The organism is Arthrobacter cavernae, assembly GCF_017368795.1.
GTDB lineage: Bacteria > Actinomycetota > Actinomycetes > Actinomycetales > Micrococcaceae > Arthrobacter > Arthrobacter cavernae.
This window is the reverse complement of sequence record NZ_JAFNLL010000007.1, coordinates 76,784-97,014: the sequence shown is the minus strand read 5'-3', so window position 1 is coordinate 97,014 and position 20,231 is coordinate 76,784. Positions and strand designations below refer to the sequence as shown.

18 protein-coding genes are annotated in these 20,231 nt (G+C 67.4%); 5 read left to right on the top strand and 13 right to left on the bottom strand.

Features of this window, described 5'->3' with window-relative positions; genetic code table 11:
* Positions 1-31: 31 nt before the first annotated feature.
* Positions 32-1,246: a glycoside hydrolase family 3 N-terminal domain-containing protein gene (locus J1902_RS04490; protein ID WP_207615049.1), complete on the bottom strand. Its 1,215-nt coding sequence runs from the start codon at positions 1,244-1,246 to the stop codon at positions 32-34.
* Between the two features lie 96 nt (positions 1,247-1,342).
* On the opposite strand from J1902_RS04490, the gene J1902_RS04485 reads away from it, so the two are divergent.
* The gene (locus J1902_RS04485; protein WP_207615048.1) at positions 1,343-2,494 is read left to right on the top strand and encodes a glutamate--cysteine ligase; all 1,152 of its coding nucleotides are present in this window, start codon (positions 1,343-1,345) and stop codon (positions 2,492-2,494) included.
* Here J1902_RS04485 and J1902_RS04480 read toward each other — a convergent pair.
* The 8 genes from J1902_RS04480 to J1902_RS04445 form a co-directional block, all read right to left on the bottom strand.
* Complete coding sequence (locus J1902_RS04480) at positions 2,491-2,913, bottom strand: YybH family protein (RefSeq protein WP_207615047.1); 423 nt, start codon at positions 2,911-2,913, stop codon at positions 2,491-2,493. The genes J1902_RS04485 and J1902_RS04480 overlap by 4 nt on opposite strands.
* 159 nt (positions 2,914-3,072) lie before the next feature.
* Positions 3,073-4,215 (bottom strand): tRNA (adenosine(37)-N6)-threonylcarbamoyltransferase complex transferase subunit TsaD, encoded by a 1,143-nt coding sequence (gene tsaD / locus J1902_RS04475; RefSeq protein WP_207615046.1) that lies wholly within the window; start codon positions 4,213-4,215, stop codon positions 3,073-3,075.
* Positions 4,212-4,697 carry a ribosomal protein S18-alanine N-acetyltransferase gene (gene rimI, locus J1902_RS04470; RefSeq protein ID WP_207615045.1) on the bottom strand — a complete coding sequence of 162 codons (486 nt, stop codon included), beginning with the start codon at positions 4,695-4,697 and terminating at the stop codon, positions 4,212-4,214. The genes tsaD and rimI overlap by 4 nt, the downstream gene beginning before the upstream one ends.
* On the bottom strand, positions 4,694-5,365 hold the full coding sequence (gene tsaB / locus J1902_RS04465; RefSeq protein WP_207615044.1) for a tRNA (adenosine(37)-N6)-threonylcarbamoyltransferase complex dimerization subunit type 1 TsaB: 672 nt from the start codon (positions 5,363-5,365) through the stop codon (positions 4,694-4,696). The genes rimI and tsaB overlap by 4 nt, the downstream gene beginning before the upstream one ends.
* Complete coding sequence (gene tsaE / locus J1902_RS04460) at positions 5,365-5,988, bottom strand: tRNA (adenosine(37)-N6)-threonylcarbamoyltransferase complex ATPase subunit type 1 TsaE (RefSeq protein ID WP_207615043.1); 624 nt, start codon at positions 5,986-5,988, stop codon at positions 5,365-5,367. Before tsaE ends, tsaB begins: the two co-directional genes overlap by 1 nt.
* Complete coding sequence (alr, locus tag J1902_RS04455) at positions 5,985-7,217, bottom strand: alanine racemase (RefSeq protein WP_307794366.1); 1,233 nt, start codon at positions 7,215-7,217, stop codon at positions 5,985-5,987. The genes tsaE and alr overlap by 4 nt, the downstream gene beginning before the upstream one ends.
* A 64-nt stretch (positions 7,218-7,281) precedes the next feature.
* Positions 7,282-7,986: a DNA alkylation repair protein gene (locus J1902_RS04450; RefSeq protein WP_372434357.1), complete on the bottom strand. Its 705-nt coding sequence runs from the start codon at positions 7,984-7,986 to the stop codon at positions 7,282-7,284.
* A gap of 87 nt (positions 7,987-8,073) precedes the next feature.
* The gene (locus J1902_RS04445; RefSeq protein ID WP_207615041.1) at positions 8,074-9,165 is read right to left on the bottom strand and encodes a carbohydrate kinase family protein; all 1,092 of its coding nucleotides are present in this window, start codon (positions 9,163-9,165) and stop codon (positions 8,074-8,076) included.
* Between the two features lie 46 nt (positions 9,166-9,211).
* Between J1902_RS04445 and J1902_RS04440 the strand changes: the two genes are divergently transcribed.
* Complete coding sequence (locus J1902_RS04440; protein WP_207615040.1) at positions 9,212-10,645, top strand: family 4 glycosyl hydrolase; 1,434 nt, start codon at positions 9,212-9,214, stop codon at positions 10,643-10,645.
* Here J1902_RS04440 and J1902_RS04435 read toward each other — a convergent pair.
* On the bottom strand, positions 10,642-11,187 hold the full coding sequence (locus J1902_RS04435) for a GNAT family N-acetyltransferase (protein ID WP_307794365.1): 546 nt from the start codon (positions 11,185-11,187) through the stop codon (positions 10,642-10,644). The genes J1902_RS04440 and J1902_RS04435 overlap by 4 nt on opposite strands.
* Before the next feature lie 124 nt (positions 11,188-11,311).
* Between J1902_RS04435 and mshA the strand changes: the two genes are divergently transcribed.
* From mshA to J1902_RS04420, 3 genes are all read left to right on the top strand, one after another.
* Positions 11,312-12,556, top strand: a complete 1,245-nt coding sequence (mshA, locus tag J1902_RS04430) for a D-inositol-3-phosphate glycosyltransferase (RefSeq protein ID WP_207615039.1) — start codon at positions 11,312-11,314, stop codon at positions 12,554-12,556.
* Positions 12,557-12,694: 138 nt separating this feature from the next.
* Positions 12,695-14,383 (top strand): formate--tetrahydrofolate ligase, encoded by a 1,689-nt coding sequence (locus tag J1902_RS04425; protein ID WP_207615038.1) that lies wholly within the window; start codon positions 12,695-12,697, stop codon positions 14,381-14,383.
* Between the two features lie 157 nt (positions 14,384-14,540).
* Positions 14,541-15,503, top strand: coding sequence for a DUF559 domain-containing protein (locus tag J1902_RS04420; protein ID WP_207615037.1), 963 nt, complete (start codon positions 14,541-14,543; stop codon positions 15,501-15,503).
* 149 nt (positions 15,504-15,652) lie between these two features.
* Here the strand turns inward: J1902_RS04420 and J1902_RS04415 are convergent, their stop codons facing one another.
* The 3 genes from J1902_RS04415 to glgX form a co-directional block, all read right to left on the bottom strand.
* A complete protein-coding gene (locus J1902_RS04415; protein ID WP_207615036.1) occupies positions 15,653-16,738 on the bottom strand; it encodes an inositol-3-phosphate synthase in 1,086 nt (361 codons plus the stop codon).
* Positions 16,739-16,906: 168 nt separating this feature from the next.
* Complete coding sequence (gene mgrA / locus J1902_RS04410; RefSeq protein WP_207615035.1) at positions 16,907-17,944, bottom strand: L-glyceraldehyde 3-phosphate reductase; 1,038 nt, start codon at positions 17,942-17,944, stop codon at positions 16,907-16,909.
* Positions 17,945-18,031: 87 nt separating this feature from the next.
* Entirely contained in the window at positions 18,032-20,110 is a 2,079-nt protein-coding gene (glgX, locus tag J1902_RS04405) for a glycogen debranching protein GlgX (protein WP_207615148.1), read from the bottom strand.
* Between the last annotated feature and the right edge of the window lie 121 nt (positions 20,111-20,231).

Sequence of the window (20,231 nt, the reverse complement as noted above, 5' to 3'; positions counted from 1 at the left end):
TCATTAGCAAATGACTTTGGATACTGCTCGCCTAAGGGCACCCCTTGCCCGGCGGATAGGGCCCGACGGCGGCCGGCAGCTTCCCCGGTGCCGTCGCCTGGCCGGTGAGCACGGCCAGCAGGACGTCGAAGGCCCCGGGGGAATTCCCATGGAGAGCGGTCTTGCTGGGTGCGGAGGATCCTGCGAGCGGCCAGGGGGCATCGAGCGACACAGCGATCTGTCCCGAGACCGGGCCGCTGCCGTAGCCGGCCAGCACCACGAGCGGGCCGCGGCCCACGCTGGTTCCGGCCCGGCCGGCCGCGGCGGTGAACCGCGCCCTTTCCAAGGCGGACCCGCCGGCCAGCGAAACGGAACTGCCGATGAGGGGGTCGGAACAAGGCCCGTCAAGGACCGTCACCGCCGCAGCCGAGACGGCCCGTGACACGGCCATTCCAGTGCCTGGGGCGGCCCCGGCGGGCTTCGGCATCACCCTGGCCCGCCAGAGCACCATGGTGGCCACGCGGCGGGCTGCTTCGTCCAGGCGGGCGGCCGGCAAGGCGCCCGAGCCGACGGCGGCCAGGATTCCGGCATGGGCCCGAACCACGTCCCCAGGCATGAGGACCAGGTCCGCGCCAGCTGCAAGGGCCAGCGCCGCGGAATCGTCCGTGTATTGCTCTTCGATGGCGGCCATGTTCATCGCGTCGGTCACGGCGACGCCCGCGAAGCCGAGGCCGCGGAGCGCAGCATAGCCGGCTTTGGAGACCGAGGCCGGCACGTCCGGTTCCAGGCCAGGCACGGCAATGTGGCCCATCATGATCATCGGCAGCCCTGCCGTGACGGCCTGTTCGAACGGTTTCCAATCCCTTGCCTGCAGTTCGGCCACGGAATCATTCTGTACGGGGAGGGACTTGTGCGAATCCACGGTCACCGAGCCATGGCCGGGGAAGTGCTTGCTCACGGGCAGCACGCCGGATTCCAGCAGCCCCTGCCCGAACGCGGTACTCAGCCGCCCGACGGCGTCCGGGTCGCCGTCCATGGAACGTGAGCCGATGGTGGGATCCTGCGGCCCGATGGTCACGTCGGCGTCCGGGGCGAAGTCAATCGTGAAGCCCAGGCCGGCGAGTTCGGCCCCCATGGCGGCTCCGGCGTCGGACGCCAAGGGGGTGCTGCCGCCGTCGGGCTGTTCGGCTGTGCACGCCGGAAGGGCGAGCATCAGGGCCGCGGCCAGCGGCCGCCGGCCATGACGCGGGGAAAGGAACGGTGCCATCAATGCGATGCTACCCCTGCACTAGACTTGAGCCATCCGCTGACGGCCCCACAGCGGGGCGCCATGTCCGGTTCAGAAGAATAACGAGGGGACCACGTGCAGATTGACTTTGCGCCATCCAGGCAATCGACACTGGGTGTGGAATGGGAGCTGGCGCTCGTCAACGCACGTACCGGTGAACTGGTCTCCGTCGCCAACGAAGTCTTGCGCGGTGTGGCAGCAGCCCACCCCGACCTCAATGAGGACGACGAACATCCGCACATCAAGCGCGAACTTCTGCTGAACACCGTTGAACTGGTCACGGGTGTATGCGAAACCGTCAAGGACGCCAAGGAAGACCTGAGCCGTTCCCTCGCGGCAGTCCGCGAAGTCACCGACCCCATGGGTGTGGAGCTCTTCAGCGCCGGCAGCCACCCCTTCAGCCCACCGCTCCTCCAGCCGGTCACGGACAAGGAACGCTACGCCAAGCTCATCGAACGCACCCAGTGGTGGGGACGGCAGATGGTCATCTACGGCGTGCACGTCCACGTGGGCATCGACAAGAAGAGCAAGGTGCTGCCCATCCTGGACGGGCTGGTCAACTACTTCCCGCATTTCCAGGCGCTCTCCGCCTCCAGCCCGTTCTGGGCCGGCGAGGAGACAGGCTACGCGTCCCAGCGCGCGCTGATGTTCCAGCAGCTTCCCACCGCCGGCCTGCCGTTCCAGTTCGACACCTGGGAAGCGTACGAATCCTATGTTCAGGACATGTTCACCACGGGTGTCATCGATGCCACCTCGGAAATCCGCTGGGACATCCGCCCGGTCCCGGACCTGGGCACCATTGAAATGCGTATCTGCGACGGCCTGGCCACGCTCGAGGAAGTGGGCGCCATCGCGGCCCTCACCCAGTGCCTCGTGGATGAGTTCTCCTCGATCCTGGACGCCGGCGGCACCATCCCCACCATGCCGCCGTGGCACGTTCAGGAGAACAAGTGGCGTGCGGCCAGGTACGGCTTGGAGGCCATCATCATCCTCGACGCCCACGGCAAGGAGCAGCTGGTCACGGAGCACCTCGCCGAAACCGTCCAGCGGCTGGCCCCCGTTGCCGCGAAGCTGGGCTGCTCAGCCGAACTGGCCGACGTCGAAAAGATCATCGCCCGCGGAGCCAGCTACCAGCGCCAGCGCCGCGTCGCCGCCGAGCACAGCGGCGACCTGCAGGCCGTGGTCATGGACCTCGTGCAGCAGATGCGCCAGGGGCCCACGGGCTAGTTATGCAGGACAGCGTCCGGGAGACGCGGTGTGATGACCGGGTCTGCATGGCGATGCACCAGTGCCCACGTGTCGCCCTCGGGGCGATAAACGCTCGTTACACGCAAATCAAACTGCGATATTTCGTCTCCTCCTCCAAGCTTGGCCTGCCAATGTTCTATGTCGAGGAAGACGGCGAGATCGGAAGTGACGTGTCTGGTGAGGCCATCAACAGCAGTGACACGTCCATCCTTGAACCGGGCAGCGGCTGAATCGAGGGCCTTGGATACCCGATCCCAGCCCACAACCGGAGGACCCCAGGGATTCGCAAGGGACCCATCCTCGCCGTGGGAGAAAATGGCCTTGGCGGGTTCCGGGTCTCCTTTAGCAAACTCATTCAGCGTTTGATGAAACCGGCCGACGACCTCGTCAAGCTGCATGGTTCCCACCTTCTGACTGATTGTGGCGTTCCGAGTACCGAATCCTACGCCACGGGATCCCGCCCGTCACCAACTGCCTGAATCGATCAACGGGCAAAGGGGTAACGGCCACCGTGGCGTCCGTGGGCCGAACCGGCACCGCACCGCTGAAGGCCGCCCTTAGCCGGCGTCAGCCTGCACGGACACGGTGGTGACGGGCATGGAGGAGTCCGGAGCGAACGCTACCCCGCTGGGGCCGATTCCGGCCATGATCAGCTGGGCACCGAGCGCCGCCACCATGGCCCCGTTGTCCGTGCACAGCTCCAGCGGCGGCACGTGCAGGCGGATCCCCGCAGAGGTGCAGCGCTGGCCGGTCAGTTCGCGGAGCCGCGAGTTGGCCGCCACGCCGCCGCCCAGCAGCACGTCGGTGATGCCGTTTTCCTTGCACGCGAGCACGGCCTTGGCCGAGATCACGTCCACCACAGCCTCCTGGAACGCAGCGGCGATGTCGGCCACGGGGACCTCCTCGCCGCGGGCCTCGAACTGCTCCACGCACCGGGCCACAGCCGTCTTCAGCCCGCTGAAGGACCAGTCGTAGCGGTGCGGGCCGGGCTCTTCGGCCGTGCCCATGTACTTGGGCTGGGACAGGCCACGCGGGAAGCGGATGGACTTCGCATTGCCCTGCCTGGCCAATTTGTCGATGGCCGGACCACCCGGGTAGCCGAGCTCCAGGATCCGGGCCACTTTGTCGTAGGCTTCGCCGGCGGCGTCGTCGATCGTGGAGCCAAGCAACTCCACATCGTCCGTGATGCTGCGGATCCGCAGGATCTCGGTGTGGCCGCCGGAGACCAGCAGGGCGCCGAGGTTGTCCGGGAGGCGTCCGCCTTCGCCGAGTCCTGCGGCGCCGCCCGCGGCAGTTCCGCCGTCGGGGTTCCGGTCCAGCAGCCCGACGCCCACATGCGCCACCAGGTGGTTGATCGCGTAGAGGGGCTTGCCCGTGGCGACGGCGAGGGCCTTGGCGGCGCAGACGCCCACCATGAGGGCCCCGGCCAGGCCCGGCCCCGAGGTCACGGCGATGGCGTCGATCTCGTCTAGGGTGACGCCGGCTTCGTGCAGGGACTCCTGGAGGGTGGGCACAAAGGCGTCCAGGTGCGCCCGCGAGGCGATCTCCGGGATGACCCCGCCGAAGCGGACGTGCTCGTCCATGGAGGACGAGACCGTGTTGGTCAGCAGGGTGGTGCCGCGGACAATCCCGACGCCGGTTTCGTCGCAGGAGGATTCGATCCCCAGGACGAGCGGGTCCTTGTAGTTGCTGGTGCTCACGCGCCGGGCTCCTTCAATTGCAGCCTCATGATCAGGGCGTCCGTGCCGTCGCGGTAGTAGCGGGGGCGCACATGGATCTGCTCGAAGCCGAAGCGCAGGTACAGCTGCTGCGCGCGGGGGTTGTCGGCCCGGACTTCCAGCAGGACGTCCTGAGCGCGGCGCCGCCGGGCTTCGTCGATCAGTTCCGTGAGGATTGCCGAGCCGATGCCTTTGCCTTCGAATTCAGGCACGACGGCGATCGTCTGGACGTCCGCGATGGGTTCGATGCACATCAGGCCCGCGTAGGCCACGATCTCTCCTCCGGCCTCGGCGACGACGTAGCGGCGGGTGCCGGCTTGGGCGATTTCGTCAAGGAACATCTGCAGCGGCCAGGCGTCCACGGGGAACAGCCGGCGTTCCAGGACCTCGACGGCGGGAACATCGGCCGCGGTCATGTCCCGCAGAGTGACACCCGCCAGTTCGAGCTTTGGTGAGAGCTTCACAGGGCACGCTTTCTGGGACCGGGCACCTGGGCATCCGATTCCCGCAGGTACAGAGGAGTGGAGTCGAGCAAGGCATCCCCCGCCGTGAGACGGGCCAGGGCGAACTGGCCCAGCGACGCAGCATCCGGCTGGGTGGCGGCGAAGTCCGGATGGGCCCGGACCACATCGGCGTAGAGGCCTGCGCCTGCACCGTAGACCGGCAGCTCCGGAAGCTCCGAGGCAAAGCCCACGTGCGGGCCGTCCACGAGCCGCGGAAGCTGGCCCTCGGCCAGGGTGTAACGGGCCCAGTAGACCTCTTTGCGCCGGGCGTCCGTGGCCACGATGAACTCGGCTTCCGCCGCGGTGGATTCGGCGACTTCCAGGGCGATGGCGTCCAGGCTCATGAGGCCGTACAGCGGCTTGCCCCAGACGAAGGCCAAGGTGCGGGCGGTGGCGATGCCGGAGCGGAGCCCGGTGAAGGGACCTGGGCCGACGCCGGTCACGATCACGTCGATGTCCGCTCCCGTCACACCGGCGTCGGCGAGGAGCTGTTCGATGCCGGGGGCCAGGACTTCCGCGTGGCTGCGGGTGTCTTCCGTGGCGAAGGCCTCCACTACGCCTTCCATGGCGTCGTCGGAAATCAGTGCGGCGCTTGCCACGGCCGAAGTGTCAATGGCCAGGATGAGCATCAGGCGTCCTCTTCACGGGGTGCAGGTCCCAGGATGGCGGGGGCGTCGGCCCAGCGCGGGCCGTAGCCGCGGACCACGATGGTGCGGGGCTCGTCGTCGTCCTCGGTGTCGAAGTCCAGGACGGCGTCCGGCTGCGGCTCCAGCGCGGGTGACAGGTCACGGGACTCACCGCCCACTGAACGGTGCAGCTGGATGTCCAGGCGGCTGTCCGAAAGGTGCTCCACTCGGTCGCGACCCCACTCCACCACGGTCACGGAACTGTCCATGGTGTTTTCGAGGTCGATGTCGTCGATTTCGGCGGATGAGCCAAGCCGGTAGGCGTCCACGTGCACCAAGTCCGGGCCGCCCGGGCGCGGGCCACCGGGGAGGTTGGGGTGGATGCGGACCAGCACGAAGGTGGGCGAGATGATGCCGGCGCGCACTCCCAGGCCCTCGCCGAGCCCCTGCGTGAACGTCGTCTTGCCGGCACCGAGCTCGCCGGTCAGCACCAGGAGGTCGCCGGGCTCCAGCACCGCGGCGAGCGCGGCCCCGAGCGCGTGCGTCTGCTCCGCCGTCGTGACCGTGAGCGTGCGCTCCCAGAGCGCGCCGTCCGGTGCCGTCGAATCCGGGACGGAGCCGCTCACGGTGTGTCCGTTCCGGCTTCCGCCGGGACTGCAGCGGCGGCGTCGGAGGGGATCTCGTTGACGTAGCTGCGCGGCACGCGGGAGCTGATGCGGGTGACGATCTCGTAGTTGTTGGTGCCGGCCGCGGCTGCCCAGTCGTCCGCCGTCGGGCCGCCGTCGGCGCCGTCGCCGAACATCACGACCTCCGCGCCGAGCAGGCTGCGGGCCGTGTCCGGATCCAGCGGGCCGAGGTCCACCACCATCTGGTCCATCGCGATCCTGCCCACCACCGGGTACGTGACTCCGTTGATCCGGACCGGGCCGCCGGTGGCGATGCGCGGCACCCCGTCGGCATAGCCCAGCGGGACCAGGCCCAGGGTGCTCTCTGCCGTAGTGCGGTAGTTCAGTCCGTAGGAGACGCCCTGCCCGGCGTCGACGGCTTTGCAGTTGGACAGCAAGGTGCGCACGGTCATGGCCGGATGCAGGCCCAGCTCCTGGGAGCTCTGCTCCGCGAACGGCGAGAGCCCATAGAGGCCCAGGCCCACGCGGACGAGGTCAAAGTGCGCGTCCGGGCGGGACAGAGTGGCCGGGGTGTTGGCAATGTGCCGCACCTCGGTATCCACCCCGGCGTCCGCGGCAATGGCCACGGCTTCCCGGAAGAGGGCGATCTGTTCGTCCGTTTCGGGCCGGTGCGGCTCGTCCGCCACGGCAAAGTGGGAGAAGATGCCCACCACGCGCAGGAGGCCTTCGTCCTGGTACTCCATGGCTTCGCCCACCAGCTGGTCCCAGCCGGCGATCGTGGAGCCGTTGCGGCCCAGCCCGGTGTCCACCTTCAGGTGCACGCGCGCCGGGCGTTCCTGCTGGCGCGCTGCCGCCACCACGGCGTCGAGCTCCCAGCCGGAGATCCCGACGTCGACGCCGGCGGCGACTGCCGCTGCGAAGTTGCTTTCCTTGGTGTGCAGCCAGGCCAGGAGGGGTGCGTCGATGCCCGCGGCGCGCAGGGCGAGGGCTTCGGAAATGTGGGCGGTGCCGAGCCAGCTGGCGCCGGCGTCCAGTGCCGCACGGGCCACCTGCACGGCGCCGTGCCCGTAGGCGTCCGCCTTGACGACGGCCATGACCTTGGCGGGCGATGCGATGGCAACGAACTGGCGCACATTGTGCCGGATGGCCTCGAGGTCGATGACGGCCGAGCGCTCCAGGACGGGGGCTTTGGTCTCCGGTGCGGCACTTGCAGCTGCTTCGTAAGTCACCTTAGAGATTCTAGTGCTGCCCGCGGAGAGGGGATAACCGGGCCCTTCGCCGATGGCGGGCATCCTACCCAGCGTGCTGCCGGCGCACCATCTCGGTGATCCAGATGGGCGCGAACGGCGAGGTGCAGTTCGGCGGCGTCGGATAGTCCTTGAGCACTTCGTGGCGCTCACCGATGTCGAGTGCCCGGGCGCGGTGCCCGGCGTGCTCGATCCCGATGAAGGCCAGTGTGTGGTTCATGGCCCACTGCAGCCGGTCCGGGGCGTCTTTCATTTCCGCTTCGATGGTGTCCAGCAGTCCTGCGAGGTCGAGTCCCTCGGGCTTCTTGGCCACCCGTTCGCTCGTCAGAGCCCATCCGGCGCTCGCGAGCACCGGATCCTGGTCCGCTGTCCAGGCTACGCGCAGTTCCTCGGCATGCGGGCTCTTCTTCACCACGTAGTTCACCAGCCAGTCGTGCACCTTGGGGGCGCGCGCCTCGCGCAGCATGGTGTCCAGTTCCCCGCGCTCGAAGGCCTTCGGCCTGCAGAGCAGGATCGCCAGCAACCTTGCCGCGGTGTCGTTCGTCGCCCAGAGCTCGCGCGCGAGTTCCTGCTGTGTCTTGGGCCGCTTGGCGACAGCGCGCAGAGCGGACAGGTTCACCCCGTGGTCGTCGCCGCGCTTCTCGTTCGCCTCGCGCATCTTCGGGTCCTCGAGCCCGGCCAGCTCGGCCATCACCTCGGCCACCGTCGCCTGGGTCACCGCCGTCTGGGCCATCCCAGCCTCCTCTGCCATCACGTGTGGGATTCAGCCTACTAAGAAAGCACGGCCGCACATGAGCACTTTCCGCTGGGCCCGCCAACCAATCCCTCACGCGTCCCGTCAGGCATCCGACAGGTGCGCGATGGTGGCGGAGGCCCGCCGCGGCGCTTCCTTCGGAATGTCCTGCACGATCGGCTCCAGGAAGGCGAACCGCCGGAGCCATTGACTGGCCTGGCGTTCCTTCCGGGCGTTGACGCGCTGCCACCAGTCGGCGATGTCGCCCCAGCCGGGGGCCGCCAGCGAGCCGCCCACCTCCTGCACGGCCAGCGAGGCGCAGAGGTTCGCGAAGCGCAGCCTGTCCCCCAGGGTCCAGCCGGCCAGGCATCCCACGATGAACGCCGCATCGAAGCAGTCCCCGGCCCCGGTGGGATCATAGGCCGCCACGGGCAAGGACGGCACCCACTCTTCCTCCCCAGTTTCGGAGTCGACCGCCATGGATCCCTGCGCACCCAGGGTCACCACGGCCACCGGAACCCGGTCCGCGAGCGAATAGAGGGCGGCCCAGGGATCGGAGGTGCCGGTGAAGGCCATGGCCTCGGGTGCGTTGGGCATGAACGCGTGGAAGTGCGTGAGCTGCTCCAGCCGGCCCTCGGACCACTCCTCGCTGGGGTCCCAGCCCACCACCCCGAACAGTTTGGTGCCGGCCGTGGCGGCGGCCAGGGTCCACGGCTCGAGCTGTTCGCCCAGGTCCGCGACGGCGGCGAGCGCCTTGGGCGGCGTCCCGATCAGCTCGGAGGCATTCAGCGGGGCGGGGTGGCCGTGGGTCACCATGGAGCGGTCCTGGTTGACGCACATGGACACCGTCACGGGTGAATGCCAGCCGGGAACGCGTCGGGACAGCGACAGGTCCACATGTTCCTGGCTTTCCAGGATCCGCCAGTTGTAGTCGCCGTAGCCGTCGTCCCCGAAGGCGGCCGCGAGGCTGGTGCGCAGGCCCAGCCGGGAGGCGGCGATCGCCTGGTTGGCCACGCCGCCGGGGCAGCTGCCCATTCCCTCGCTCCACACCTCGGTGCCGGGCTCCGGCGGGTGCGGCAGCCCGGTGAAGATGATGTCCTGGAACACGGTTCCGGCCAGGAGCAGGTCGCAGTCCCCCGCACCGGCCGTGCGCACGGCGGAGAGAGGATCGAAGCGTCCCTGGGGCATCGCGTCCATGCACGGCACACTACGCTGCGGCGGCGCACGTGCATAGACTCGGGGCATGCGGCTCATGATCGCCGGCGGCGGCGGATTCCGGGTTCCCCTCGTCTACCGTGCGCTCTGCGCCGGCCCCTTCGCCGGGCTGCTCGGCGAGCTCGTGCTCTACGACGTCGACCCCGGCCGCCTGGGCGCCATTGGGGCGGTACTGCGGGACATGCCGGGCCCCGCCGCCGGGCGTCCCGCCGTCGTGGTGTCCTCTGAACTTTCGCAGGCGCTGGCCGGCACGGACATGGTGTTCGCGGCCATCAGGCCGGGCGGCACGGCCGGGCGCGTGGCCGACGAGCGCGTTGCCCTGAACCTGGGCCTCCTGGGTCAGGAAACCACCGGTGCCGGCGGCATCTCCTACGCGCTGCGCTCCATCCCGCCCATGCTGGAACTGGCCCGGGCCATGCGCGATCACTGCCCGGACGCCTGGCTCATCAATTTCACCAACCCTGCTGGCATGGTCACCGAGGCCCTGGTCCCGGTGCTGGGGCGCAGGGTGATCGGCATCTGCGATTCGGCGAGCGGGCTGGTGCAGCGGGCGGCGAAGGCGGCCGGGGTGCCGCTCGCGGAGGGGGTGCTCGACGGCGTGGGCTACTTCGGGCTGAACCACCTCGGCTGGCTCTACCGGCTGCAGGTGTCAGGCAAGGACGCGCTCCCAGGGCTACTGGCCGACGAAACCCGCTTGGCCACCTTCGAGGAAGGCCGGCTGTTCGGCGGACCGCTGCTGCAGCGCCTGGGCTGCCTGCCGAATGAATACCTGTACTACTACTACGAGACCGCCCGCGCCACGGCAGCGATCCGCGCCATGGGTGAAACCCGCGGCGCCTCGATCCACGCGCAGCAGGCGGTGCTGTACCCGCGGCTGGCCGGGGTCTCCGGGCCGGAAGGCGTGCCCGGCGGCGGTGCTCACGACGGCGGCGCTTCCGGCGGGCCGGCGTACCGCTTGTGGGACGCGGCACGGCGCTCTCGCGAGGAGGGCTATCTGGCCGAGGCCCGGGGCCAGGGCGAGGACCGCGACGAGGAAGACCTGGCCGGCGGCGGCTACGAGCGTGTGGCCCTCGCCGTCATGCGCGCCCTGGCCGGGGGCGGCACCGCCCAACTGATCCTCAACACGCCCAACTCCCCCGTGGCTGTGCCGGGCGACGCAGACGTGGCCGTTCCCGGGCTGCCGGGGGACGCCGTCGTCGAGGTCCCCTGCACGGTGGCGCCTGACGGCGCGCTGCCGCTTCCGCAGTCGCGGCCGGCCGGGCAGTTCCTGACCCTGATGCGGCGGGTCAAGGACACGGAACGGCTCACCATCCGGGCAGCAGGCAACGGCGACCGTGGGGCCGCCCTGCAGGCGTTCGCAGGGCACCCGCTCATCGGTTCGGAGGATCTGGCCGCCAAGCTGCTGGCCGGCTACGAGGCCGCGTTTTCCGGGCTGCGCGGGCTGTGGCGGGATCCTGTTTAGAGCGGGGTTCGGCCTAGAGCTTCTGGTACATGACGTGCAGCCCCACGTAGCCGATCTCGGGGTGGTTGAAGGCCTCCGGGACGGTTGCGAGGATCCGGAAGCATGGACTGCCAGAGCCACACGGCCGTGGTGTTGCTTTCCACCACGGCGTTGAACTGCATGGCGCGGAAGCCTGTGGCACGGGCGGCGTCCAGGGAGTAGGCACACAATGCCCGGGCGATGCCCTGCCCACTGTAGGCGGCACCGACCATGTAGCCGGCGTTGGCAACATGGCTCCCGCCGCCGCCCTGGTTGGCGTGGAATTCGCCGGTGCCCAGCACCACGCCGTCGCGGACCGCCACGAAGGTCTGGCCGGGGGCTTCCTTCATCCATTTGGCGCGGGCCTGTTCCTCCGTGGTGTCGCGGTCCCAGGTGAAGGTCTCGCCGGTACGCAGCACCGGTTCCAGGACGGCCCAGATCCCGGGCCAGTCCGCGGCGGTTGCTTCCCGGATGTCGAAGGGGGCGGTGGCCCTGGCTGCGGTGGTGTTTTCTGTTGCGCTCACAGCCGCCACGGTAGCAGCGTTGCTCACATCCTGGCCGTTTGGGGGCTGGCGGCAGGCAGGCAGGAGTAGTGTTTTCTGCGTAGCAGCAGTGCCGTGGACCGGCGGAAAGACAGGAGAGAATACGGTGTCATTGATCCGTCGTGTGGCGTTCCTGTCCCTCCATACTTCGCCGATGGAACAGCCCGGCTCCGGTGATGCCGGCGGCATGAACGTGTACGTCCGGGCCCTGGCCATGGCGCTGGCCGACGCCGGCGTGGAGGTGGAGATCTTCACGCGTTCCACGTCCGCGGAGCAGCCCGCCGTCGAGCATCCCGGCCCCGGGGTGTGCGTCCACAATGTCCTGGCCGGGCCGCCGCGGAAGCTGCCCAAGGAAGAACTGCCGGAACTCCTGCACAACATGGTGGCCGAAATCGAAAGAATCCGGCAGCACCAGCCGCACGGCCGCTACGACGCCATTCATTCGCACTACTGGGTTTCCGGCCTCGCCGGGCTGGAGCTTTCCGAACTGTGGAATGTGCCGCTCATCCACACCATGCACACCATGGCCAAGGTCAAGAACCTGGTGCTGCATTCCGGCGAGCTCCCCGAGCCCCGGCGGCGCGAAGACGGCGAACAGAGGATCGTGGACGGTGCCGCGCGCCTCGTGGCCAACACGCCGGCCGAGGCCCAGGAACTGGTCTCGCACTACAATGCCGATTTCGACCGCATCGACGTCGCTCCCCCCGGCGTGGACCTCGCGGTGTTTGCCCCCGCCTTCCGGGCCCGTTCCCGTGCCGCTCTCGGAGTTCGTCCGGGCAGCTTCCATCTGCTGTTTGCCGGGCGGATCCAGCGACTCAAGGGTCCGCAGATCTTCGTCGAGGCGGCTGGGCTCCTGCGCCGGCGCCGCCCGGACATTGATCTCGAGCTGACCATCCTGGGCGCCCTGAGCGGTGCCAAGGACTTCAATCTGCAGCACTTCATTTCCGACGCCGGGCTCGACGACGTCGTGACGCACCGCCCGCCGGTGAACGCGGCAGAGCTCTCGGGCTGGTTCCGTTCGGCCGACGTCGTAGTAATGCCGTCCTACAGCGAATCCTTCGGGCTGGTGGCGCTGGAGGCGCAGGCATGCGGGACACCCGTGGTGGCAACGAACGTGGGAGGGTTGTCCCGGGCCATCGCCGACGGCCGGACGGGCATGCTGGTGGAGGGGCACGATCCCCTGGACTGGGCGGACGCCCTCGAAGCCCTCTATGACGATCCCCAGACCCGCGAAGACATGGGCCGCGCCGCCGCCGTACACGCGGAGGCCTTCGGCTGGTCGCGGACCGCTGCCATCACCCTGGACAGCTACCACGCGTCCCTCGGCGGCCTGCTGGTCCCGCCCGCCTAAACGCTCTCTCACCTTTGGGGCCGTTTGGCCCAACCCTCTCTCACCTTTGAGCCGTTTTGGCCCAACGCTCTCTCACCGCTGAATCTTCGACTGATAGATTGTCGCGCACAGTGTTCCGCACAGAGCCGAAGGACATCGATGTCTGAAAACAAGGTCCTCACCGATCTTGAGATCGCGCAAAAGGCCGCCATTCTGCCCATCGGGGAAGTCGCAGAGCGAGCCGGGATCAATGCCGATGCCGTGGAGCTGTACGGGCGGTACAAGGCGAAAATCGATCCCGCCCGGCTGCGGCTCCCCGCGGGAAAGCCCGCCGGCAAGGTAGTCCTCGTCTCTGCCATGTCCCCCACCCCCGCAGGCGAGGGGAAATCCACCACCACGGTGGGACTGGCCGATTCCCTGGCACGCGCGGGCCACAAGGTCATGATCGCGCTGCGCGAACCGTCCCTGGGTCCCATCCTGGGCATGAAGGGCGGTGCGGCGGGTGGCGGCTACTCCCAGGTCCTGCCCATGGACGAGATCAACCTGCATTTCACCGGCGACTTCCACGCGATCACCTCGGCCAACAACGCGCTGATGGCCCTCGTGGACAACCACATTTTCCAGGGCAACGAGCTCAACCTCGATCCGCGGCGCATGACGTTCAAGCGCGTCCTGGACATGAATGACCGCTCGCTGCGCGAAGTCATCATTGGCCTCGGCGGACCGGCACAGGGGGTACCTCGCCAGGATAGTTTCGACATCACGGCGGCCTCCGAGATCATGGCCGTCTTCTGCCTGGCCACGGACCTGAACGATCTTCGCGAGCGCCTGGGCCGCATCACTTTGGGCTACAGCTACGACCGCCAGCCGGTCACGGTGGCCGATCTGGGCGTTCAGGGCGCGTTGACCATGCTCCTCAAGGACGCCCTCAAACCGAACCTCGTCCAGACCATCGCCGGAACGGCCGCCCTGGTCCACGGCGGCCCGTTCGCGAACATCGCGCACGGCTGCAACTCCCTCATCGCCACCCGGACGGCGCAGCAACTGGCCGACATCGTGGTCACGGAGGCAGGATTCGGTGCGGACCTCGGCGCCGAAAAGTACATGGACATCAAGGCACGGATCGCGGACGTGGCCCCGTCCGCCGTCGTGGTGGTGGCGACGATCCGGGCCCTCAAAATGCACGGCGGCGTCCCGAAGGACCAGCTCAAGGAGCCGAACGTCGAAGCGCTGGCCGCCGGCGTCGCGAATCTGCAGCGGCACGTGCACAACGTTCAGAAGTTCGGCATCGCGCCGGTGGTGGCCATCAACAAGTTCGCCACGGATACGCCCGAAGAGCTGGAATGGCTGCTTGCCTGGTGCGCCCGGGAGGGCGTGCAGGCTGCGGTCGCCGACGTCTGGGGCCGCGGTGGCGGGGGCGACGGCGGCGATGAGCTCGCGGCGAAGGTCGCCGCCGCGGTGGCAGCGCCGTCGGACTTCCGGCACCTGTATCCCCTGAACCTGTCTGTGGAGGACAAGATCCGGACGATCGTGCAGGAGATCTACGGTGCCGACGGCGTGGAATTCTCCGTCCCGGCGCTCCGGCGGCTGGCGGACATCCAGAAGAACGGCTGGGCCGGGATGCCCGTGTGCATGGCCAAAACGCAGTATTCGTTCACCGACGACGCCTCGCAGCTGGGCGCGCCCAAGGGATTCACCGTGCATGTGCGCGAGCTGATCCCCAAGACCGGGGCGGGGTTCATCGTGGCGCTAACCGGTGCCGTCATGACCATGCCCGGACTGCCCAAGGAGCCGGCCGCGATGCGCATGGACGTCGATGCGCACGGCAACCCGGTCGGCCTGTTCTGACGCTCTCTCACCTTTGACCGGTTCTGGCCGGACGCTCTCTCACCTTTGGTGGCTTTCCAACAAACGCTCTCTCACCTTTAAGGCCCCCTTTCAGCAACGCTCTCTCACCTGTGGATAACTTCTGCAGAGGACGACCGCTCTGAGGAACAATGCGGGTATGCACACGCAGACCGCGCTTCCCGACACCTTGGCATCAGGCCCGTTCACACTCACGGACGCCGCAGCGGAGGGCGTCCCGAGGAAACGTCTCCTCCGGCCCGACGTCGAGCACATCAGCCGCGGACTGTACCGTCCCGCTGACTGGGATTTCGATCTTGAGGCGGCCGCCCGCGCGCTATCGGCAGCCACTCCGGGTGCCTGGATCTCGCACGTGACGGCGGCGCGCCTTCGCAGCTCATGCCTTCCGCCCTGGCTCTCCGACTCCACGGAACTGCATCTGAGCAAGCCGCGCTCCTTGCCGAGCGTTCGCCGCAAAGGCGTGATCGGGCACACCCTGGCCGCGGCTGAGGATGAAGTCGAATCGGTTGAAGGAATCCGCATCAGCACGCGGCCACGCACGTGGCTGGACATGGCCCGGGTGCTGCCGCTGAAAGACCTTGTCTGCCTGGGCGATGAGTTGATCCGGCTGCCCCGGCCTGAGTTTGAAGACCGTGAGAGTCCGTTTGCCACGGTCGAGGAACTGCGTGCACTGACGGAGCGGCACAAGAACCTGCAGGGAATCGTCCGCGCCCGCGAAGCCCTGGAACTCATGCGCGTGGGAGCGGATTCGGGCCCGGAGACCCTGCTTCGGCTGGCAATGCTCGACGCCGGGGTCCCCGAGCCCCAGCTTCAGCTCAGGCTGCGGGAGGCAGACCCGCTGTCACCGTCGGCGGATCTGGGATACCGCCACAGGCGGGTGGCCATCCAGTACGACGGCGGCCATCACCTCGCGCCCGAACAGCAGCTCAGGGACCGGCGGCGGGACAAGGCGTTCGAAGCCGGAGGCTGGACGGTCCTCGTCTTCGACAAGGATGATCTGGCCGACGGCTTCGCAAAGGCAATCAGGACAATCAAACGGGAACTGAGCTCGGCATGGCTGGACCCCGCCGTTGCATCCGGCTTTTCGCGCTCGATGTGGTGAGGCCAAAAGTGAGAGAGCGTCGCCCAAAAACCCGCCAAAAGTGAGAGAGCGTCGCAACTGACCCTAGACAACGGGAGTTAAACGCAGGACGCTCTCCCACCAAAAGTGAGAGAGCGCCCGTCAAAAACCCACCAAAGGTGAGAGAGCGTTTAGCGCTCGATGTCGCCGCGGATGAAGGCCTCGACCTTGTCGCGGGCGAGGTCGTCGTTGAACTGCTCCGGCGGGGACTTCATGAAGTAGCTGGAAGCGGACAGCAGCGGCCCGCCGATGCCACGGTCCAAGCCGATCTTGGCTGCGCGGATGGCGTCGATGATCACGCCGGCCGAGTTCGGGGAGTCCCAGACCTCGAGCTTGTATTCGAGCGACACCGGGGCATCGCCGAAGTTGCGGCCTTCAAGGCGGACGAAGGCCCACTTGCGGTCATCGAGCCAAGCGACATAATCGGACGGGCCGATGTGGACGTCGTCGGCGTCTAGCACGGCCTCGACGTTGGAGGTGACGGCCTGGGTCTTGGAGATCTTCTTGGACTCGAGGCGGTCGCGCTCGAGCATGTTCTTGAAGTCCATGTTGCCGCCGACGTTCAGCTGGTACGTGCGGTCCAGGGTGACGCCGCGGTCTTCGAAGAGCTTGGCCATGACGCGGTGCGTGATGGTGGCACCGATCTGGCTCTTGATGTCGTCGCCCACGATCGGCACACCGGCGGCGGTGAACTTGTCGGCCCATTCCTTGGTGCCTGCAATGAAGACCGGCAGGGCGTTGACGAAGGCTACGCCGGCGTCAATCGCAGCCTGGGCGTAGAAGTGGGCAGCGTCCTCGGAACCGACCGGCAGGTAGCAGACCATGACGTCGGCCTTGGCTTCGCGGAGCGCGGCGACGATGTCCACCGGCGCTTCCGAGGCTTCGACGATGGTCTCGCGGTAGTACCGGCCCAGACCGTCCAAGGTGTGGCCGCGCTGGACCTTGATGCCGGTCTCGGGGACATCGGCGATCTTGATGGTGTTGTTTTCGCTGGCGCTGATGGCCTCTGCGAGGTCCAGCCCGACCTTCTTGCTGTCGACATCGAAAGCAGCAACGAACTGGACGTCGTTGACGTGGTACTTGCCGAACTCAACGTGCATCAGACCCGGAATCGTGGCCTGGGGGTCGGCGTCGCGGTAATAGTGGACACCTTGGACCAGCGATGCGGCGCAGTTGCCTACGCCGACAATGGCGACACGAATCGGATGTGAAGACACGGAACTCCTCGGGTACTAACTTCAGATGCCCAGCGCGTCAGTACCTTGGATGTACGACGGCGTCTTATGGGGCACGGCGCCACTCGGCGCTCACTTGCATTCTAACCAACACAGCAGGGGCCGGTTTTGTTCCCGCCGGCCCCTGCTGTGCATGACTTGTGCCGGAGCTTACTTCTGCGCCCACAGGTTGATGTCGGACTCGACGGCGAACTCGTCGATCGCCGTCAGTTCCTCGGTGGTGAACGCGAGATTGTTGATGGCGCCGAGAGTGTCCTCCAGCTGTGCCACGCTCGATGCACCAACCAACGCGGAGGTGACGGGCGAGCCCTTGGGCTGCTCGCGCAGGATCCAGGCGATGGCCATCTGGGCAAGGGTCTGGCCGCGGCCCTCGGCAATGTTGTTCAGCCCCCGGACGCGCCGCAGTTTTTCCTCGGTCAGCGCGGATTCGGACAGGGAGCGTTCCTTGGCGGCGCGGGAATCCGCCGGGATGCCCTTGAGGTACCGGTTGGTGAGCATGCCTTGGGCGAGCGGCGAGAACGCGATGGAACCGGCCCCCACTTCCTCCAGTGCCTCGTACAGGCTGGGCCAACCGTTCTCACTCCAACGGTTCAGCATGGAGTAGCTAGGCTGGTGGATGAGCAGCGGCGTGCCCATTTCCTTCAGGATCCGGGCAGCCTCGACGGTCTGCTCCGGGGTGTACGAGGAAATTCCCGCGTACAGTGCCTTGCCGGAGCGCACGGCATGGTCGAGCGCTCCCATGGTCTCTTCCATCGGAGTTTCCGGGTCCGGGCGGTGGCTGTAGAAGATGTCCACGTAGTCCAGGCCCATGCGCTGCAGCGACTGGTCCAGGCTTGAGAGCATGTACTTCCGGGAGCCCCATTCGCCGTACGGGCCCGGCCACATGTAGTACCCGGCCTTGGTGGAAATGACCAGCTCATCGCGGTAGGGCTTGAAGTCGTCTTTGAGGTGGCGGCCGAAGTTGGTCTCGGCCGATCCGTCGGGAGGACCGTAGTTGTTGGCGAGGTCGAAGTGGTTGACGCCGAGGTCAAAGGCACGCCGCAGGATGGCGCGCTGCTCGTCGAACCTCTTGTCGTCGCCAAAGTTGTGCCACAGGCCCAGTGAGATGGCCGGCAGTTTGAGTCCGCTGCGTCCGACGCGGCGGTAGGGCATGGTTTCGTAGCGGTTTTCCGCAGCCGAATAAGTCATACGTTCCATCCTGCCACTGGTGGAATAACGACGACGGCGGTGTCCGCCATGTGGTCAGGCTCACGTGAGGTTCCGCTTCCGGGAGTTTTACCCGGCTTTGAGCACCACCAGCGATTTCGCCGGTATCAGCAGCGCCGAGCTGGCGTCGAAGACTTGCTGGGCCAGGTTTCCGAAGCAGGTGTCCAGGGCCAGCTCCCACGTGTCCGCGAACTCTGCCGGCGGCAGCGTGTACTGGACGCCGGCGTCGTGCGCGTTGAAGCAGAGCAGGAAATGGTCGTCGATGATCGGCTTGCCGTGGTCATCGGGCACCGGGAGCGCACCGCCGTTGAGGAACATGGCCAGCGAGCGTGCGAATCCGTTGTTCCAGTCCTCGTCGGTCATGGGGGTGCCATCGGTATCCAGCCACACGACGTCCGGCAGCCCCTCTCCCTCGGGCCGCGGGGCGGGGTGCCCGTCGAAGAAGCGGCGGCGCCGGAACAGCGGATGCTCACGGCGCAGCCGGGACGCCGCCGCCGTGAACTCCACAAGGTCCTGGTCCATGCTGCCCCAGTGCACCCAGCTGAGCTCCGAGTCCTGGCAGTAGGCGTTGTTGTTGCCGCCCTGGCTGCGTCCGGCTTCGTCGCCGTGCAGGAGCATCGGCACGCCCTGGCTCAGCAGCATGGTGGCGATGAAGTTGCGCTGCTGTCTGGCTCGCAATGCCAGCACGTCAGGATTGGCAGTATCCCCTTCCACACCGCAGTTCCAGGAGCGGTTGTGGGATTCGCCGTCGCGGTTGTTCTCGCCGTTGGCAGTGTTGTGTTTGTGGTTGTAGGACACCAGGTCCCGCAGGGTGAAGCCGTCGTGGGCCGTGACGAAGTTGATGGATGCCACCGGACGCCGGCCCGAGTGCTCATAGAGGTCCGCCGAGCCCGTCAGCCGGGCCGCGAACTCGCCATAGGCCGACTGCTCGCCGCGCCAGAAGTCGCGCACGGTATCCCGGTATTTGCCGTTCCATTCGGACCACTGCGCCGGGAAATTGCCCACCTGGTACCCGCCGGGCCCAATGTCCCACGGCTCGGCGATGAGCTTGACCTGCGAGACCACGGGATCCTGCAGCACCAGGTCGAAGAAGCTAGACAGCCGGTCCACCTCGTACAGGTCCCGGGCCAGGGTGGAGGCGAGGTCGAAGCGGAATCCGTCCACGCGCATTTCGGTCACCCAGTAGCGCAGCGAGTCCATGATCAGCTGCAGCGAGCGCGGTTCCCGGACGTTGAGCGAGTTCCCGGTTCCTGTGTAGTCCATGTAGTGCTGTTTGTCGTCATCCACCAGCCGGTAGTAGGCCTCGTTGTCCAGGCCACGGAAGCTCAGGGTGGGGCCGAGCTCATTGCCTTCCGCGGTGTGGTTGTAGACCACATCCAGGATCACTTCGATGCCAGCGGCATGCATTGCCTTGACCATCTGCTTGAATTCGGTGACCTGTTCGCCGCGGTCGCCGGAAGAGCTGTAGCTGTTCTGTGGGGCGAAGAACCCAATGGTGTTGTAACCCCAGTAGTTGCCAAGCCCCTTCGCTTCGAGGGTTCCGTCGTTGACGAACTGGTGGACCGGCATGAGCTCCAGTGCCGTCACGCCGAGCTTGCGGAGGTGTTCGACGACGGCGGGCTGGGCCAGGCCCGCATAGCTCCCCCTCAGGTGCTCGGGAACCGCTGGATGCAGCTCCGTGAGCCCCTTGACGTGGGCTTCGTAGATGAGCGACTGGTGGTAGGGGGTCCCCGGCCGGGCGTCGTCTCCCCAGTCGAAGGCCGGATCCACCACGATGCCCACCATGGTGCTGCCCGCCGAGTCCTCCGGGTTGTCACCGCGCAGCGAGTCGTTCCAGTTCACCTTCCCGCAGACGGCCTTCGCATAGGGGTCCAGCAGCAGCTTGGCAGGGTTGCACCGGGCGCCTTGGTGGGGGTCGTAGGGTCCGTGGACCCGGTAGCCGTATTTCTGCCCCGCAGTGATGCCCGGGACGTAGCCGTGCCATACGAAGGCGTCGCATTCGCTGAGCGGGATCCGCGTCTCCACGCCTTGGGAGTCGATCAGGCAAAGCTCGACGGCGGACGCCACGGAACTGAAGACGGCGAAGTTGGCTCCCCCGGCGTCGAACGTTGCCCCGAGCGGGTAGGCCCGTCCCGGCCAGACGTCCATTGGCGTGGTCTCCACGGATCCTCCTCGACAGTGTGCCAGTAATACAGTGCGTTTGTCCCGCTGCGTAGCCCAGGTGGCCGTTAGCTGCCCCCGCGCATCACACTAGCCCACGCCCCTGACA